A 15,652-nucleotide genomic window follows, 5' to 3' on the forward strand; every position below is an offset into this window, starting at 1 on the left:
CCTACATGTCTTACCTTCTGTTTCCTGCACCCTCCTCCTTCTCCTCACGGCCGCGCCTTTTATTCTGGACACTGGGCAGCTTTTTGCTCTTGCTGCTCTGGGACTTTTCAGGACTTGATCTGGTCATGGCGCACTGGTTTGGTTCCGCCGGCGGCTTTGCGCTGGAGAGCCACTGGCTATGGCGCAACCTGCTGCACGACGACATCCGCCTGTGGCCCTGGGTGCTTGAGCTGGGCCTGCTGATCGGGATTTTCCTGCCCGCCGGCACCCTCAGGCAACTGCCCATGGCGCGCCGGGCGCAACTGGCCCTGACGACGCTGGCCGCCCTGCTGGCCGTCTCGACCATCAAGCTGCACAGCCACACCAGCTGTCCCTGGGACTTGCAGGAATTCGGCGGCGCGGCGATTTATGTGTCGCACTGGGCCTGGGGCGTGCGCGATGGTGGAACCGGCGGCTGCTTCCCGGCAGGTCATGCCTCGGCGGGCTTTGCCTTTGTCGGCGGATTTTTTGCCTTCAGGCAGGCCCTGCCAAAAACCGCCAGGCGCTGGCTGGCCGGGGCGATGGTGGCCGGGCTGGTTTTTGGCCTGGCGCAACAGGTTCGCGGCGCCCACTACATGAGCCACACCTTCTGGACCGCCTGGCTGTGCTGGACGGTGGCCGCCGGCATTGACGCGGCGGTCAGCCGGCTGATGGCCCGAAGCCGCACGCATGCGACAGCCCCGGTGTCCCGCCTCTCGGCACTGACGCCATTGACGCCAGCGGAGTGAATGCGGCCGGGCTCAAGCGTGCCCGGCTCCCATCAGGCCACGCGGCAGATCTTGAGCATGTTGGTGCCGCCGGGCGCGCCCATCGGCTCGCCACAGGTGATGGCATAGACATCGCCGCTGTGCACGATATCGAGGCGCAGCAGATGGCTTTCGGCCTGCTCCAGCGCGGTGTCGCGGTCGGCGCTGCTGTCCATGAGGATAGGGCGCACATTGCGGTAAATCGCCATCTTGCGCTGGGTGTCCAGGCGCGGCGTCAGCGCATAGATCGGCACATGGATGTCATGGCGGCTCATCCACAGGGCGGTCGAGCCGCTGTCGGTCAGCGCCACGATGGCCTTGGCGCCCAGGTGGTGGGCGGTGAACAGCGCGCCCATGGCAATCGACTGGTCGATGCGCGCAAAGGTCTTGCCCGAAAAATCGGCGCCCAGTTCCTTGTATTCGGCCTTTTCGGCTTCCTCGCAGATCTTGGCCATTTCCTCGACGGTTTCCAGCGGGAAGCGGCCGGCGGCGGTTTCGGCGCTGAGCATCACCGCATCGGTGCCGTCGAGCACGGCGTTGGCCACGTCGCTGACCTCGGCGCGCGTGGGCACCGGGTTCAGGATCATGCTTTCCATCATCTGGGTGGCGGTGATGACCACCTTGTCGGCGGCCCGCGCCATTTTGATCATGCGTTTTTGCAGCGCCGGCACGGCCGCATTGCCGACCTCGACCGCCAGGTCGCCGCGCGCCACCATGATGCCGTCGCTGACCTTGAGGATTTCTTCGAGCTTCGGAATCGCCTCGGCGCGCTCGATCTTGGCGATCAGGCCGGGCTTGTGCTTGTAGGGCGCGGCGGCCACGTTGCACAGCTGGCGCGCCATTTCCATGTCGGTGGCGTTTTTCGGGAAACTCACGGCCACGTAGTCGGCCTGGAAGCTCATCGCGGTCTTGATGTCTTCCATGTCCTTGGCGGTCAGCGCCGGCGCGGTCAGGCCGCCGCCCTGCTTGTTGATGCCCTTGTTGTTGGACAACTCGCCGCCGAGCTTGACGGTGGTGTGGACTTCCTCGCCGCGCACCGCATCGACGGTCAGCACGATCAGGCCGTCGTTGAGCAGCAGCACATCGCCGGCCTTGACATCGCGCGGCAGTTCCTTGTAGTCCAGCCCGACGCCCCGGATGTCGCCCGGCTCGGTGCGCGATGCGTCGAGGATGAATTTCTCGCCTGGCTCCAGCATGACCTTGCCTTCGGCGAACTTGCCGACGCGGATTTTCGGCCCCTGCAGGTCGGCCATGATGGCGACTTCGCGGCCGGCGCGCTGGGCCACTTCGCGCACCACGGCGGCCAGGTTGATGTGGTCCTGGGCCTTGCCGTGGCTGAAGTTGAGGCGAACCACGTTGACGCCGGCGCGTATCATTTTTTCCAGCAGGACCGGGTCGCTGGAAGCAGGACCGAGGGTGGCAACGATTTTGGTGGCGCGACGCGTCATGAGGGATGTCTCCTTGTAATTTAGTTTCCGATTCTTACATGAAACTGGTTACGGATTGGTTACCAAACAGCGGCCCCGGCCGGCATCCACCCAAGGCATCAAGCATCCGGCCTGCACCTCTTTTTACAAGCAAAAAATGCCGTTTGCGCTTATTTCTCGGGCAGTATTAGCTATGAAAAAAGAAGCATGAAAATTATGCTGCCGCCCGCTTTTGCAGGATTTCAAATGCCGGCAGCGTCTTGCCTTCGAGCACTTCGAGGAAAGCGCCGCCGCCGGTGGAGATGTAGCCGACCTGCTTTTCGATGCCGTACTTGGCAATCGCCGCCAGCGTGTCGCCGCCGCCGGCAATGGAAAAAGCGCTGGAGTCGGCAATCGCGCGGGCGATGCCTTCGGTGCCCTTCGAGAAAGCCTCGAACTCGAACACGCCGACCGGGCCGTTCCAGACGATGGTTCCGGCCGCCTTGAGCTGCGCGGCCAGCCGGGCGGTGGTCTCGGGGCCGATGTCCAGGATCAGGTCGTCGTCCTCGACTTGGGTAGCGAGCTTGACCGTGGCGGGCGCGTCGGCGGCAAAGGTCTTGGCGGTCACCACGTCGGTCGGAATCGGCACCTCGGCGCCCCGCGCCTTCATGGCGGCCATCACGGCCGTGGCTTCGGCCAGCAGGTCGGGCTCGGCCAGGCTCTTGCCGATGTTCAGGCCGGCGGCCAGCATGAAGGTGTTGGCAATGCCGCCGCCGACGATCAGCTGGTCGACGTTTTCGGCCAGCGCCTTGAGGATGGTCAGCTTGGTCGATACCTTGCTGCCCGCGACGATGGCGACCAGCGGCCGCTTGGGATGGGCGAAGGCCGCCGTGATGGCGTCCATCTCGGCGGCCAGCAGCGGGCCGGCGCAGGCAATCGGCGCATATTGCGCGATGCCGTAGGTCGAGGCTTCGGCCCGGTGCGCGGTGCCGAAGGCGTCATGCACGAAGATGTCGCACAGCGCGGCCATCTTGCGCGCCAGCGCTTCGTTGTTTTTCTTCTCGCCCTTGTTCAGGCGGCAGTTTTCCAGCATCACCAGCTGGCCGGGCTGGACTTCCACGCCATCGACCCAGTTGCTCACCACGGGAATATCGCGCTGCATCAGCTCGCCCAGCCGTTTGGCAACCGGGGCCAGCGAATCGGCCGGCTTGAACTCGCCTTCGACCGGGCGTCCGAGGTGCGACGTGACCATGACGGCAGCGCCGGCATCGAGCGCCATCTGCAGGCACGGAACCGAGGCGCGGATGCGCGTGTCCTCGGTGATGGCGCCGCTGGCGTCCTGCGGCACGTTCAAGTCGGCGCGGATGAAAACGCGCTGGCCGGCCACCTGGCCGCTGGCGCACAAATCGGAAAAACGGATGAAATTCATATCGACTCGCAAAGTACAAAGGGTTGAAAAAACCGCTGGCAGGCGGCTGGCTGGAAGAATTGTAGGGGCGGCCCCCGGCGGTAGGGAGCTGCATGCAGCGAGTGGCCGTGGCCCCGTCCCTTCCAGTCAGGGCCACGGAACCGGCTTTCCCGGGCCGCAGGCGCAGCGGCCCCCTCGGGGGGCAGGGAGCTTGCGCGTTGTGAGCGATCGTGGAGGCGGGGGCCACATTCACCAGCCCAGCCCCATATGCAATGCCAGGTAAACCGCCATGCCGCTGACGATGGTGCCCATCACGCCACGGCGCCAGAAAAACCAGGCCACGCCCGCCGCCGTCCCGAACAGCCTGGCATCCTGCCAGGTGCTGATGAGGTGGCCCTGCGTCATGACGATTTCGGGAACGATCACCGCCGCCAGCGCGGCAATCGGCGCATAGTCCAGGCCGCGCCTGGCCAGATCCGGCAATGTCCACGGTTTGCTCGACAGGAAAAAAAAGCAGCGGGTGAGCACCGTCACCAGCGCCATGCCGGCGATGGTCGCGACGCTCCAGAGATCGGTCTCGTTCACGGTGTGTTTCCAGGACCGGCGCCGGGCTCGGCCCCAGGAGACGACGCCGCCGCGCGCATGCCTGCTCTTTCAAGCACCAGGCACACCGCGACCGCCGCAGCAATGGCCACCAGGATATTGAGCTTGAGCGGCAGGGCGAACGTGGCTACCGCCGCAGCCCCCGCCACCACGGCCGCGATGATGCGCAGGCGGGTGGTGACCAGCGAAAAAGAGATGCCGAGCAGCGCCAGGATGCCCGCAAAGCCCAGTCCCCAGGCGGTTGGGATGAGATTGGCCAACGCCACACCGACCAGGCTGCTGCCGACCCAGTTGACCCAGCACAGCCCGCAATTGCCGGCGAGGTAGGCCTGCTGCGCCAGGCGCTGGTCCGGCTCGTCGCTCGGGGCGGGAAAGCGCCGCACAAACAGCACATAGCTCAGGTCGGTGGTCAGGAACCCGGTCAGCAGGCGCTGCCAGCGGGGCAGGTGCATCAGGTAGGCGCGCAGGTGCGCGCTGAACACCACGAAGCGCAGGTTGACACAAAAGGCAGTGGCCAGGATCACCCAGGCCGGCGCGCCCGCGACGAGCAGCGGAATGGCGGCCAGCTGCGCGCTGCCGGCATACACCAGCACCGTCATCAGGATCGCCTCGATGACGCTCATGCCCGACTTGACCATGGCCACGCCGGTCATCAGCCCCCAGGCGGCAAAACCCGGCGCCACCGCGAACATGTCGCGCGCGCCCTGGCGGAATTCAGGATGGCGGTAGTAGGAAGCGCGCAGGAACACCGGGGCTCACTTTCCGAACAGCATGCCTGGCGCCAGTGCAAAGCCGCGCAGGAAGTCGGCGGCCGGCAGGCGCTTGCCGCCGGCGCGCTGCAACTCGGTGATTTTCAGCACGCCATCGCCGCACGCCACCCGCACGCCGTCGGTATTTGCAGACAAAATCAGGCCTTTTCGCATATCTGGCGGGCATAAGCAGCTATCAATTTCAGAGTGCCAGAGCTTGACCGTATCCGGCCCGATCTGCGCGCTGGCGCCAGGAAAAGGCGTCATGGCGCGGATGTGCCGGTCAATGCTGGCTACCGGCTGGGTCCAGTCCACCGCCGCTTCGGATTTTTCGATCTTGTGGGCATAGGTCACGCCCTCGGCGGGCTGGCGGACTGGCTCAAGCCGGCCAGCGGCGGCCAGTTCCAGCGCCTGCACGATCATCTGCCCGCCCAGCGCGGCCAGCTTGTCGTGCAGCGTGGCGGTGGTGTCGGTGGCTTGAATCGCGAGTTTTTCGACCAGCAGCATGTCGCCGGTGTCCAGCCCCGCGTCCATCTGCATGATGGTGACGCCGGTCTGCGGGTCGCCGGCCTGGATCGCGCGGTGAATCGGCGCCGCGCCGCGCCAGCGCGGCAACAGGGAAGCGTGAATGTTCAAACACCCCAGCCGGGGCATGTCGAGCACCCATTGGGGCAGGATCAGCCCGTAGGCAGCGACCACCATCACATCGGCCTGCGCGGCCTCGATGGCGGCGCGGGCGGCAGCGGCGTCTTCAGGGTATTTGCCGTCCAGCCGCAAGCTCCTGGGCTGGGCTACGGGGATGGCGTGGCTCTCGGCCCACTGCTTGACGGCGGAGGCCTGCAGCTTCATGCCCCGGCCGGCGGGGCGGTCGGGCTGGGTCAGAACCAATGGGATTTCAAAACCGGCGCTGTGCAGTTGAGCAAGCGCCACACGGGCAAAGTCAGGAGTACCGGCAAAAATAACGCGCATGGGGCGTGATTCTAAAGAGTCGCCCCGCCGTTCGGCACCGGCCAGGCGAAAGCCCTTTGGCCTCAGATCAGCGCACGGCCTCGCGTTCTTCGTCTTTTTTCTGCTTGATCAGCTTGGTCTTGATGCGGTTGCGCTTCAGGGGCGACAGGTATTCGACGAACACCTTGCCGATCAGGTGATCCATTTCATGCTGGATGCAGACCGCCAGCATGCCTTCGGCCTCGTGAATTTGCTTCTGGCCATCCAGGTCCAGCGCCTCCACCTTCACCGCCAGCGCGCGTTCCACGCCGTCGTAAATGCCGGGCACCGACAGGCAACCCTCGTCGCCGATGCGCGTCTCGGCGCTGGCCCAGACGATTTCGGGGTTGATCAGCACCAGCGGCTGGTTGCGGCCTTCGCTGACGTCAATCACCACCAGCCGCTCATGCACATCGACCTGCGTGGCGGCCAGACCGATGCCTTCGGCCGCATACATGGTCTGGAACATGGCGTCAGCCAATTGGCGCAGGCGCGCATCAAATGCAGCAACGGACCTGGCCACGGTATGCAAGCGCGGGTCGGGATAACGGAGAATAGTCAGTGGAGTCATGGCAGGAATGAGGGAGAAGTCGCTATTTTCGCCACTTTTTCCGATTTTTAAAGGCTGCAATCCTCTCAGAATCCCCTAATCATTGCTTAATCAAGGGCTTGAGTACAGAATCGCTGGAAATTTCTCCGGATACAAACACTACAAAATGCGCTTATCCGTACCAAAAAGTAAGCGCCACCAGTCCCAAACAAGCTTCAAGATGCCTACTATTTTTGCTCGCTTCAGTCATATTTCAATAGCGGCTGCCGCCTTGCTGGCCACTTCAGCCGGCGTACAGGCGCAAAATTTCCCCGTCACGCCCGGCCAGCAGGCCACGGCTGCCCAGGTGGCCCGGACCGGAGTTCCGGTGGCCGACCTGGCGCCCAATGCGCCTGACAGCTACACCGTCAGGCCGGGCGACACCCTGTGGGCCATTTCGGGCATGTTCCTCAAGGGTCCGTGGCGCTGGCCCGAACTGTGGGGCATGAACCTGGAGGACATCCGCAATCCGCACCGCATCTATCCCGGCCAGCAGCTCTACCTTGACAAAAGCAATGGCCGGGCCACCTTGCGAACCCGCCGGGCAGGCGGCGGCGACAACAGCAGCAGCGCAGCCATGAACACCATCCGGGTGTCTCCGCGCACCCGCTACGAGTCGCTGGCCGACACCTCCATTCCCACGCTGGCGCCCCAAGCCATCGAGCCCTTCCTGTCCGAGCCGCTGATTGTTGACGAGCTGACCTTTTCACAGGCACCGCGCATCGTGGCCACGCAGGAGGGCCGGGTGCTGCTCAGCCGGGGCGACCGGGCCTATGTGCTCAGCGCCTATGCCGCAGGCGGAGGCAGCAAGCCCTTGAGCGACCAGAAAGGCGAGCCGCTGGATTACCGGGTGTTTCGCAACGCCACGCCGCTCAAGGACCCGACCACCCAGCAAATCCTGGGTTACGAAGCGCAGTACGTCGGCAAAGCCGCACTGGTGCGCGGCGAGTCCACGGCCCAGAGCAGCGACAAAGACGGCAAGATGCAAATCGACATCGTGCCGGCCACCATCGATATCGTGGCGGCCAAGGAAGAAATGCGGGTCGGCGACCGGCTGATTCCCGAGCCGCCCCGCGAGTTGCGCAGCTATGTTCCGCGCGCGCCGTCGTCGCCCATGTCCGGGCAGATCGTCTCGGTGTATGGCAATGCCGTGGCCTGGGCTTCTGAAAACCAGATCGTGGTGATCAACCGCGGGACCAGCGACGGGCTGGAGCGCGGTCATGTCATGGCCATCCTGAAAGACGGCGAACGCCTGACGGACAAAACGGACAGCGCCCGGCCGGACATCAAGCTGCCCAACGAGCGCAATGGCCTGCTGATGGTGTTTCGCACCTTTGACCGCCTGTCGTATGCGCTGGTGATGCAGGTCACCGATGGCGTCAAGGTCGGCGACCGCTTCACCAACCCGGACTGAGTTTTTCACGCGCTGGCGCCGGAGATTGAATGGCGCGGGCCATGCCTGCTCAAGCGCCAGCCCTCTGGGTCCACCTGAATTTTTCACCTTATGGATTCCCAAGAACTTCAAGCCTGGCTGCGGCTGGCGCTCACGCCCGGCGTGGGCAACACCACGGCGCGCAAGCTGCTGACGGCCTTCGGGTCGGCGCAGGCCATTTTTGAACAAAGCAGCGCGACCCTGCAAAAACTCGGCTCCGACAAGCTGGCCAGCGCCCTGCGCAGCGAGCCGCCCAGCCTGGCGGCCCAACTGCAGACCACGCTGGACTGGCTGCAAGCCGGGGACGACCGGCGCATCGCCGTGCTCGGCGACGCGGCTTACCCGGCGGCCCTGCTCGACATCGAAGACCCGCCCTTGATGCTTTATATGCTGGGCACGCTTTCCAGACATGCTGATACAGCTACCAAAACAATAGCAAACAGCCTGGCCATCGTCGGCAGCCGCAATCCAACACCGCAAGGTGAAAGCAATGCCCGGCAGTTTGCCAGGGCGTTCGGCAGCGCCGGCATCTGCGTGGTGTCGGGACTGGCGCTGGGCATCGACGGCGCGGCGCATGATGGCGCGATGCTGGGCGGCGGCGAGACGATTGCGGTGGTCGGCACCGGGCTGGACCGGGTCTATCCCAAAAAACACCTGGCCCTGGCACACCGCATTGCCCGGCAGGGCATGATCATCAGCGAATTTCCGCTCGGAACGCCGCCGCTGACGGCCAATTTTCCCAAGCGCAACCGCATCATTTCGGGCCTGAGCCGGGGAACGCTGGTGGTCGAGGCGGCGCTGCAGTCGGGCTCGCTGATCACCGCCCGCCTGGCCGCCGAGCAGGGCAAGGAAGTGTTTGCCATTCCCGGCTCCATCCATTCGCCCCAGTCGCGCGGCTGCCATGCCTTGATCAAGCAGGGCGCCAAGCTGGTGGAAGTGGCGCAGGATGTGCTGGAAGAACTCAGGCTCGTGCCTGCCGGCTCAGCCCCGGCGACTGAGGTCTTGCAGGCGCCAGCGGAGGCTGACGAGGGCGAGGCGCCCGTTCCTTGCGCTGAAGACCCGCTTCTGGCGGCGCTGGGATTCGATGCGGTCAGCCTGGATGCGCTGCAGGCACGCACCGGCCTGGATACCGCCCATCTGCAGGCGCAATTGCTGGAGCTTGAACTCGACGGGCAGGTCGCGCGCCTGCCCGGAGGACTGTTTCAGCGCATGGCGGCGGGCTGAGCTTATCTGCGTTATATTGAATGCATGTTTGAAGTTCTGGTCTATGTTTACGAAAATTACTGGCAAGGCGCGGCCTGCCCTGAATTTGACCGGCTGGGGCGCAAACTCATTGCAGCAGGATTTGAAGCCGAAGAAATCCAGCAGGCGCTGATCTGGCTTGAAGGGCTGAATGTTGCAGCCAAAGGCACACAGATCAGCCTGCCCGATGAATCAAACCCCGATTCCGCTGATCCCGCCAGCGCGCATCCCCGCATGCTGGCGCAGTCAAGCCACAGCCTGCGCATCTATTCGGTGGCCGAGCAGGAACATCTGGGCGCGCAAAGCCTGGGATTCGTGTGCTTTCTCGAAGCCTCCGGCGTGCTGCCGCCCTACATGCGCGAAATCGTGCTTGACCGCGCGATGGCCGCGCCCGGCGATCCAGTCTCGCTGGACGACCTGAAAATCATCGTGCTCATGGTTTACTGGAGCTTTGGCGAAGAGCCTGAAGCGCTGGTGCTCGATGAGCTGTGCGACGACACCGAAGGCCGTCTGGCGCACTGAACGACCGGGCTGCTGCTGCTTCAGCAGCTAGCCCAGCAAACGCTCCGGATTGGCATCCAGCTTGGCCAGCGCATCGCGGGTGGCGCGCACCGTCAGCGTTTCTTCTTCCGTCGGCACCAAGAGGCCGGCCTGCAGGTAGGCTGCCAACCGGCGCATCTGGATCAGGAAACTGCGGCCGTCGGCAGCGGCAAACAGATGAAGTTGCTTGCGCTCGCTGCACCAGGCAAACTGCACATGGCTGACTTTTCCGTTGTGGTCCAGGTTGTACCAGCTGCCGGGCTGCAGTTCCCTGGCCCAGGCGCACATGGCGTCCGTCGGCTGGCTGCCGCCGTCGCCAATCACCTCGATATTGGCCGCATCGATCCCGATCATCGTGACCAGGCTGTCGGCATCCAGCGGAAAGTCGCCGACATCCTGCTCGGACAAATAATCTTCAAGATTGGTCAGCCGCCTGGCCATGGCCTCGATTTTTTCGAGGGGAATGACAGCAGTTTTTGACATGAAGGCATCGGCCAGCGTGTCACTGATGATTTTCAGTTGCGCATCCTGCGCCGGCAGATCCAGGCCCAGCAGGGTCATGCCCTGCCGCAACAGTTGCAACTGCCTGGGAAGTGCGGCGATGACGCGCGTCCGGTCGATGCGGTTGGGCTTGGCACTGGCCGACCAGACCAGATCGGCCGCAGCCTGCTTGAGCAGCAGGGTCTGCGCATGCTGCGGACCATTCTTCATCGCGGTAAGGGCCAGCACCTCAGCCCATATCCTGAACAGGAACTCCCGTATCTCGTCGCGTACCGACATGTCATTCAGCATCGTCCGCATCTCGATGGTGTACTGAATGGTCATGGTTTCCTTTTGCTCAAGCTGCTGTGCCAGGCTGACCGCCCGTGCAACGCTGCCCTGCTCGGCAAAAAAGCGGGACAGGAACTTGTCAAACTCCTCATACACCAGCTGAAACACCCGGCGTCCGGTTTCGGGATACTGCTCGATCACCTGCACGACCCGCCTGATTTCCGATTCCAGCACATTGCCCGCCACCGTGACATCAAAGCCCAGCGCGCAGGAACCCATGCGGTCAATCAACTGGCGTGCCGGGTGCTGCAGGGAGCCGAAAAACTCGGGTTCGGCAATCGCAACCCTGAGCACCGGCATCTGCAGCCGCGCAAACCAGACCCGGATCTGGGGCGGAATGCGGTCTTCGGCCAGGATGCTCTGGAACATCAGGGCGACGATTTCGATGGTGGCTTTTTCCGCGGAAGTGGACGCCGCCTGCTTGAGCACGCTGGTGCGCTGGCGCAGCCCCTGCATGGCCTGGTCAACCTGGGTTTGAGCGTGCGCCAGGTCAAATTCCTCGGCCGGCCCCGAGCGCTCTGCACTCTCCTCTTCTTCAGCCCGCTGCTGCAAGCGGCTGATGGCTTGCTCCAGCCGGGGCGACGCCTGCTGGATTTTGGCCGCGTCAAAACCCTCTACACGGCTGGTCAGCAACTGCTTCAGACGCCCCATCACACCCTGAGCCCGCATCCGCACACGGGCCAGCGGGGTAGTCGCGGTTTGCATGCGCGCGTCATCCTGGGCCGCATTGCCCGACCACCAACTGCGCGCCGGCGTCTGACCAGGGCCGGGCTCACCACTGCCAGCCACAGCCGTAGTGCTGGTGCCGCCTTCAGCACCTGAAATGTTTCTCGTTCCCAGGGCATTGGGACTGCTTGCCATACCAGCATTTGCATCCGTTTTTTCCGCCGGATTTTCAACGCTATCAGGAGGGCTGGCGGGCCTGCCAGTATTCACGGCGGAAGGGGTTCGCCTGACCAAGGGCCGCAGATCGATTTCCGCCATCACGCCATTACTGATCAGAAATTCATTGGTCGCGTGGTAAATCTCCAGCATCTGGGCGGCCATGCCTTTATGGACAATGTCCTGAACCAGCAGCCATACCGACTGAGGCAAGGGCGCGCGCTTCCACTGTTCGACCAGGTCTTGCGCAATCACTTCGGGCCGGAAGATGTCCTGCCGGCTCAATTCGGGCAGGCCTTCCAGGCTCTGGATACGCAGGCGCAGGTCATTGAGTTCCCAACTCGCGAAATCGAGCAGGCGCAGCGCCAGGCGGGAAGCAAGAATCCGGTCCTCTACCGCCTCGTTGCCGACCAGTTCCATTTTGCCCAGGTCAGACAGTGCGGGGGTTGAAGTCGTGGCAGGTGGCGGCGCTGTTTTGCTCCAGGCCCTGAGCGTGCCCTGGACCCAGGCTGAACTGTTTTTCTGGTAAGCCAGCAGGGCATCGCGCAGATCCTGCATTTCGCGGGCATTGCCCGGACGCGAAGCCAGTTCGGCCAGGGTATCGCCGATGGTTTTGGCCAGCCCGGGCAGCATGCGGACAGCACGCTCCAAAAACAGGGCACGAGCCTGTCCCGCAAGGGGGTTTTGCCTGGAGTTACGGGAAGGCACGGCTGACGTGAGCGATGGGTTGGAGACAGCTAGACCGTGGCGCCTGCGTTCGGATCGTTGGGGTCTTCGTCTTTTTTCGCCGGTCCCTTGATCAGGTCTTCACGCTTGATGCCCAGCCACATCGCAATCGCAGCGGCGACAAACACCGAGGAATAGATGCCGAACAAAATGCCGATGGTCAGCGCCAGCGCAAAGTAAAACAGCGTCGGGCCGCCGAACAGCAGCATCGACAGCACCATGATCTGGGTCGAGCCGTGGGTGATGATGGTTCGGCTGATGGTGGAAGTGATCGCGTTGTTGATGATCTCCTCCGTGTTCATCTTGCGGTAACGGCGGAAGTTCTCGCGAATCCGGTCAAAGATCACCACCGATTCGTTGACCGAATAACCCAGCACCGCCAGCACGGCAGCCAGCACCGCCAGCGAAAATTCCCACTGGAAAAAGGCGAAAAATCCAAGAATGATGATCACGTCATGCAAGTTGGCGATGATCGCCGCGACCGCATATTTCCACTCGAAACGAAACGCCAGATAGACCATGATGCCGAACACCACCATGGCCAGCGCCTTGAGGCCGTCCTGGGCCAGCTCTTCGCCCACCTGCGGGCCGACGAACTCGGTGCGGCGCAGCGTCACGTCGGGACTGGCGGCTTTCAGCGCGGCCATCACGGTGTCGCTCTGCTGCGCGGTGCTGACGCCCTTTTGCGCCGGCAGGCGGATCATCACGTCGCGCGAGGTGCCGAAATTCTGTACCTGGACATCGTTCAGGCCCAGCCTGGCCACGGTGTCGCGGATCTTGCCAACATCAGCGGCCTGGGTGTAGTTCACCTCCATCAGGGTGCCGCCGGTGAATTCGACCGACAGGTGCAGCCCGCGCGAGAACAGGAAAAACACCGCCAGCGCGAAGGTGACGAAACTGACGATGTTGAAGACCAGCGCGTGCCGCATGAACGGAATATCACGCCGGATTTTGAAAAATTCCATCTGGGATCCTTGGAAAGCGGCTCAGGAAAAAGAGGCGGTCATGACTTGGCGAGTCCACCTTCTGAAGGCGGACGCCATACCGTGCCAATCGACACGGTCTTGAGCTTTTTCTGCCGGCCATACCAGAGGTTGACCAGACCGCGCGAGAAAAACACCGCAGAGAACATGCTGGTCAGAATACCGATGCAGTGCACCACGGCAAAACCGCGAACCGGCCCGGAACCAAAGGCGAGCAAGGCCAGGCCGGCAATCAGCGTCGAGATGTTCGAGTCCAGGATCGTCGCCCAGGCGCGCTCATAGCCGGCATGAATGGCAGCCTGCGGCGAGGCGCCGTTGCGCAGTTCCTCGCGGATGCGTTCATTGATCAGCACGTTGGAGTCAATCGCCATGCCGAGTGCCAGCGCCATCGCCGCCATGCCCGGCAGGGTCAGGGTGGCCTGCAGCATGGACAGCACGGCCACCAGCAGCAGCAGGTTGACCGCCAGCGCAATGCCCGAAAACAGGCCGAACAGCATGTAGTAAGTCGCCATGAAGACCACGATCACCGCAAAGCCCCAGGACACGCTGTGAAAGCCCTTGGTGATGTTCTCGGCGCCCAGCGTCGGGCCAATCGTGCGCTCTTCGATGATGTCCATCGGCGCGGCCAGGGAGCCAGCGCGCAGCAGCAGCGCCAGATCGCTGGCTTCATTGACGCTCATGGAGCCGGAAATCTGGAAGCGGTTGCCCAGTTCGCCCTGGATGACCGGCGCGGTCAGCACTTCGCCCTTGCCTTTTTCAAACAGCAGGATCGCCATGCGCTTTTTGAGGTTTTCGCGGCTGGTGTCGCGCATGATGCGGCCGCCCTTAGCATCGACCGTCAAATCGACCTTGGGCTGCTGGTTCTGCGAATCAAAGCCCGGCTGGGCATCGGTCAGGTTTTCGCCGGTCAGGATGACCTGCTTCTTGACAATCACCGCCTGGCCATTGCGCTCGAAAAAGCGCTCCGAGCCAAAAGGCACCGGGCCGCTGCCGCTCTCGGCGGCTCGGGCTTCGGCGCTGTCCTCGACCAGGCGCATTTCCAGCGTGGCGGTGCGTCCCAGAATGTCCTTGGCCTTGGCGGTGTCCTGAACGCCGGGCAGTTGCACCACGATGCGGTCTATGCCCTGCTGCTGGATCACCGGCTCGGCCACGCCGAGTTCGTTGATGCGGTTGTGCAGCGTCACCATGTTCTGCTTGAGCGCCTGGTCCTGGATACGGCGGGCGGCCTCGGGCTTGATAGTGGCAGTCAGTTTGTACTCGGTCCCGTCCGGCGCTTCGACCATCTGCAGATCGGGAATCTGGTCCTGGATCAGGTTTTTGGCCGATGTCAGCGTGGCGGAATCACGGAACCGGATTTCGATGGCCTGGCCATTGCGGGCGATGCCGCCGTGCCGGATGTTCTTTTCGCGCAGCGACAGGCGAATGTCGCCAGCCAGCGATTCGGCGCGCTTGGTGAGCGCCGCCTGCATGTCCACCTGCAGCATGAAATGCACGCCGCCGCGCAAATCGAGTCCCAGGTACATCGGGTTGGCGTTCAGCGAGGTCAGCCAGGCGGGCGAGCGCGACAGCAGATTGAGCGCGACCACATAGGCCGGATCGGCGGCATCGGGCGTCAGCGCCTTCTGGATGGCGTCCTTGGCCTTGCCCTGGGTATCGACATCACCAAAGCGCGCCTTGATGGAGCCCGCTTCCAGCGTGATGCCATCGGCCGATATGTTGGCCTCTTTCAGCGCCTGCTCAACCCTGGCCAGCGTCGTCGTGTCCACCTTGACGGTGGACTTGCTGCTGGAGACCTGCACTGCGGGGGCTTCGCCAAAGAAATTGGGCAGCGTGTACAGGGCTGCGATCAGCAGCACGACCACGATAAGGGCGTACTTCCAGGCCGGATAACGATTCATGAGAGATTTGTTCCTGATGAACGGATAGACAAAGAGCGGGCCTGAGTTGTCCAGGCGCACCCGGCTGGACCGTTGTTATTGAAGTGTGCCTTATTTGGCGCTGTTGATGGCGCCCTTGGGCAACACCTGGACAATGGCGCTGCGCTGCAGCTGCACTTCAACGCCAGGGGAAATTTCCAGCGTCAGGTAACCCTCACCCAGGCGGATGACCTTGCCCAGCAGGCCGCCGGCAGTCGCGACTTCGTCACCCTTGGCCAGCGCCTCGATCATGGTGCGGTGTTCTTTTTGCTTCCTCATCTGTGGGCGGATCATCACGAAATACAGCACCACGAACATCAGCACCAGCGGCAGCATGCCGGTCAGGGTGGACATCATGTCACTGCCGCCGGCTGCGGCAGCGGGGGCAGTTTGGGCAAAGGCTGAGGAAATAAACACGGCTGACTCCACAATTATTGAGGGAAACACTGACAAACGCTCAGGCCGTGAAGGCCGGAGCATGAACTGGTGGATTGTATGCGTCAGGCGCGCGCGCCTTGAATTCAACCGGCGCGCATACGGCTATTTTCCAGCGGCTTGCGGCCAGCCGGCCAA

Annotated in this window: 14 protein-coding genes; 4 read left to right on the forward strand and 10 right to left on the reverse strand. The window is 63.3% G+C overall.

All coding sequences use genetic code 11. From position 1 onward, the window contains the following. The first annotated feature begins 5 nt into the window (after positions 1–5). Complete coding sequence (locus tag ABLV49_RS19500) at positions 6–767, forward strand: phosphatase PAP2 family protein (RefSeq protein ID WP_415838073.1); 762 nt, start codon at positions 6–8, stop codon at positions 765–767. A 32-nt stretch (positions 768–799) separates the two neighbouring features. Here the strand turns inward: ABLV49_RS19500 and pyk are convergent, their stop codons facing one another. The 6 genes from pyk to def all read right to left on the reverse strand — a co-directional run bounded on the left by pyk (position 800) and on the right by def (position 6,509). Beyond that, the gene (gene pyk / locus ABLV49_RS19505) at positions 800–2,233 is read right to left on the reverse strand and encodes a pyruvate kinase (RefSeq protein ID WP_349279075.1); all 1,434 of its coding nucleotides are present in this window, start codon (positions 2,231–2,233) and stop codon (positions 800–802) included. 193 nt (positions 2,234–2,426) lie between these two features. Continuing rightward, a complete protein-coding gene (locus tag ABLV49_RS19510; RefSeq protein ID WP_349279077.1) occupies positions 2,427–3,620 on the reverse strand; it encodes a phosphoglycerate kinase in 1,194 nt (397 codons plus the stop codon). A 228-nt stretch (positions 3,621–3,848) separates the two neighbouring features. After that, positions 3,849–4,184, reverse strand: a complete 336-nt coding sequence (locus ABLV49_RS19515) for an AzlD domain-containing protein (protein ID WP_349279079.1) — start codon at positions 4,182–4,184, stop codon at positions 3,849–3,851. Continuing rightward, positions 4,181–4,951 carry an AzlC family ABC transporter permease gene (locus ABLV49_RS19520; protein ID WP_415838071.1) on the reverse strand — a complete coding sequence of 257 codons (771 nt, stop codon included), beginning with the start codon at positions 4,949–4,951 and terminating at the stop codon, positions 4,181–4,183. Before ABLV49_RS19520 ends, ABLV49_RS19515 begins: the two co-directional genes overlap by 4 nt. Before the next feature lie 6 nt (positions 4,952–4,957). Further along, complete coding sequence (fmt, locus tag ABLV49_RS19525) at positions 4,958–5,920, reverse strand: methionyl-tRNA formyltransferase (RefSeq protein ID WP_349279081.1); 963 nt, start codon at positions 5,918–5,920, stop codon at positions 4,958–4,960. 67 nt (positions 5,921–5,987) lie between these two features. Beyond that, positions 5,988–6,509, reverse strand: coding sequence for a peptide deformylase (gene def, locus ABLV49_RS19530; protein WP_349279083.1), 522 nt, complete (start codon positions 6,507–6,509; stop codon positions 5,988–5,990). Positions 6,510–6,708: 199 nt separating this feature from the next. Between def and ABLV49_RS19535 the strand changes: the two genes are divergently transcribed. The 3 genes from ABLV49_RS19535 (at position 6,709) to ABLV49_RS19545 (ending at position 9,723) form a co-directional block, all read left to right on the forward strand. Further along, positions 6,709–7,941: a LysM peptidoglycan-binding domain-containing protein gene (locus ABLV49_RS19535; protein WP_349279084.1), complete on the forward strand. Its 1,233-nt coding sequence runs from the start codon at positions 6,709–6,711 to the stop codon at positions 7,939–7,941. 90 nt (positions 7,942–8,031) lie between these two features. Continuing rightward, the gene (dprA, locus tag ABLV49_RS19540) at positions 8,032–9,183 is read left to right on the forward strand and encodes a DNA-processing protein DprA (RefSeq protein WP_349279086.1); all 1,152 of its coding nucleotides are present in this window, start codon (positions 8,032–8,034) and stop codon (positions 9,181–9,183) included. A 24-nt stretch (positions 9,184–9,207) separates the two neighbouring features. Beyond that, positions 9,208–9,723, forward strand: a complete 516-nt coding sequence (locus ABLV49_RS19545; protein WP_349279088.1) for a DUF494 domain-containing protein — start codon at positions 9,208–9,210, stop codon at positions 9,721–9,723. Positions 9,724–9,750: 27 nt separating this feature from the next. Here ABLV49_RS19545 and ABLV49_RS19550 read toward each other — a convergent pair whose 3' ends face one another. The 4 genes from ABLV49_RS19550 to yajC form a co-directional block, all read right to left on the reverse strand. Next, positions 9,751–12,087 carry a DUF1631 family protein gene (locus tag ABLV49_RS19550; RefSeq protein WP_349281817.1) on the reverse strand — a complete coding sequence of 779 codons (2,337 nt, stop codon included), beginning with the start codon at positions 12,085–12,087 and terminating at the stop codon, positions 9,751–9,753. Positions 12,088–12,191: 104 nt separating this feature from the next. Next, positions 12,192–13,145: a protein translocase subunit SecF gene (gene secF / locus ABLV49_RS19555; RefSeq protein ID WP_349279090.1), complete on the reverse strand. Its 954-nt coding sequence runs from the start codon at positions 13,143–13,145 to the stop codon at positions 12,192–12,194. Between the two features lie 38 nt (positions 13,146–13,183). Further along, complete coding sequence (gene secD, locus ABLV49_RS19560) at positions 13,184–15,061, reverse strand: protein translocase subunit SecD (RefSeq protein WP_349279091.1); 1,878 nt, start codon at positions 15,059–15,061, stop codon at positions 13,184–13,186. A gap of 90 nt (positions 15,062–15,151) precedes the next feature. After that, positions 15,152–15,496 (reverse strand): preprotein translocase subunit YajC, encoded by a 345-nt coding sequence (yajC, locus tag ABLV49_RS19565; RefSeq protein ID WP_041377480.1) that lies wholly within the window; start codon positions 15,494–15,496, stop codon positions 15,152–15,154. Between the last annotated feature and the right edge of the window lie 156 nt (positions 15,497–15,652).

The sequence above is a fragment of the Polaromonas hydrogenivorans genome (genome assembly GCF_040105105.1).
GTDB classification, from domain to species: domain Bacteria; phylum Pseudomonadota; class Gammaproteobacteria; order Burkholderiales; family Burkholderiaceae_C; genus Polaromonas; species Polaromonas hydrogenivorans.

What these genes read in the sequence shown, in the direction of transcription:
- fmt (WP_349279081.1), bottom strand. Translation starts at nt 5,920, where the DNA reads ATGCGCGTTATTTTTGCCGGTACTCCTGACTTTGCCCGTGTGGCGCTT.
- ABLV49_RS19510 (WP_349279077.1), bottom strand. Translation starts at nt 3,620, where the DNA reads ATGAATTTCATCCGTTTTTCCGATTTGTGCGCCAGCGGCCAGGTGGCC.
- secD (WP_349279091.1), bottom strand. Translation starts at nt 15,061, where the DNA reads ATGAATCGTTATCCGGCCTGGAAGTACGCCCTTATCGTGGTCGTGCTG.
- def (WP_349279083.1), bottom strand. Translation starts at nt 6,509, where the DNA reads ATGACTCCACTGACTATTCTCCGTTATCCCGACCCGCGCTTGCATACC.
- ABLV49_RS19550 (WP_349281817.1), bottom strand. Translation starts at nt 12,087, where the DNA reads ATGCTGCCCGGGCTGGCCAAAACCATCGGCGATACCCTGGCCGAACTG.
- ABLV49_RS19545 (WP_349279088.1), top strand. Translation starts at nt 9,208, where the DNA reads ATGTTTGAAGTTCTGGTCTATGTTTACGAAAATTACTGGCAAGGCGCG.
- ABLV49_RS19500 (WP_415838073.1), top strand. Translation starts at nt 6, where the DNA reads ATGTCTTACCTTCTGTTTCCTGCACCCTCCTCCTTCTCCTCACGGCCG.
- pyk (WP_349279075.1), bottom strand. Translation starts at nt 2,233, where the DNA reads ATGACGCGTCGCGCCACCAAAATCGTTGCCACCCTCGGTCCTGCTTCC.
- dprA (WP_349279086.1), top strand. Translation starts at nt 8,032, where the DNA reads ATGGATTCCCAAGAACTTCAAGCCTGGCTGCGGCTGGCGCTCACGCCC.
- ABLV49_RS19535 (WP_349279084.1), top strand. Translation starts at nt 6,709, where the DNA reads ATGCCTACTATTTTTGCTCGCTTCAGTCATATTTCAATAGCGGCTGCC.
- secF (WP_349279090.1), bottom strand. Translation starts at nt 13,145, where the DNA reads ATGGAATTTTTCAAAATCCGGCGTGATATTCCGTTCATGCGGCACGCG.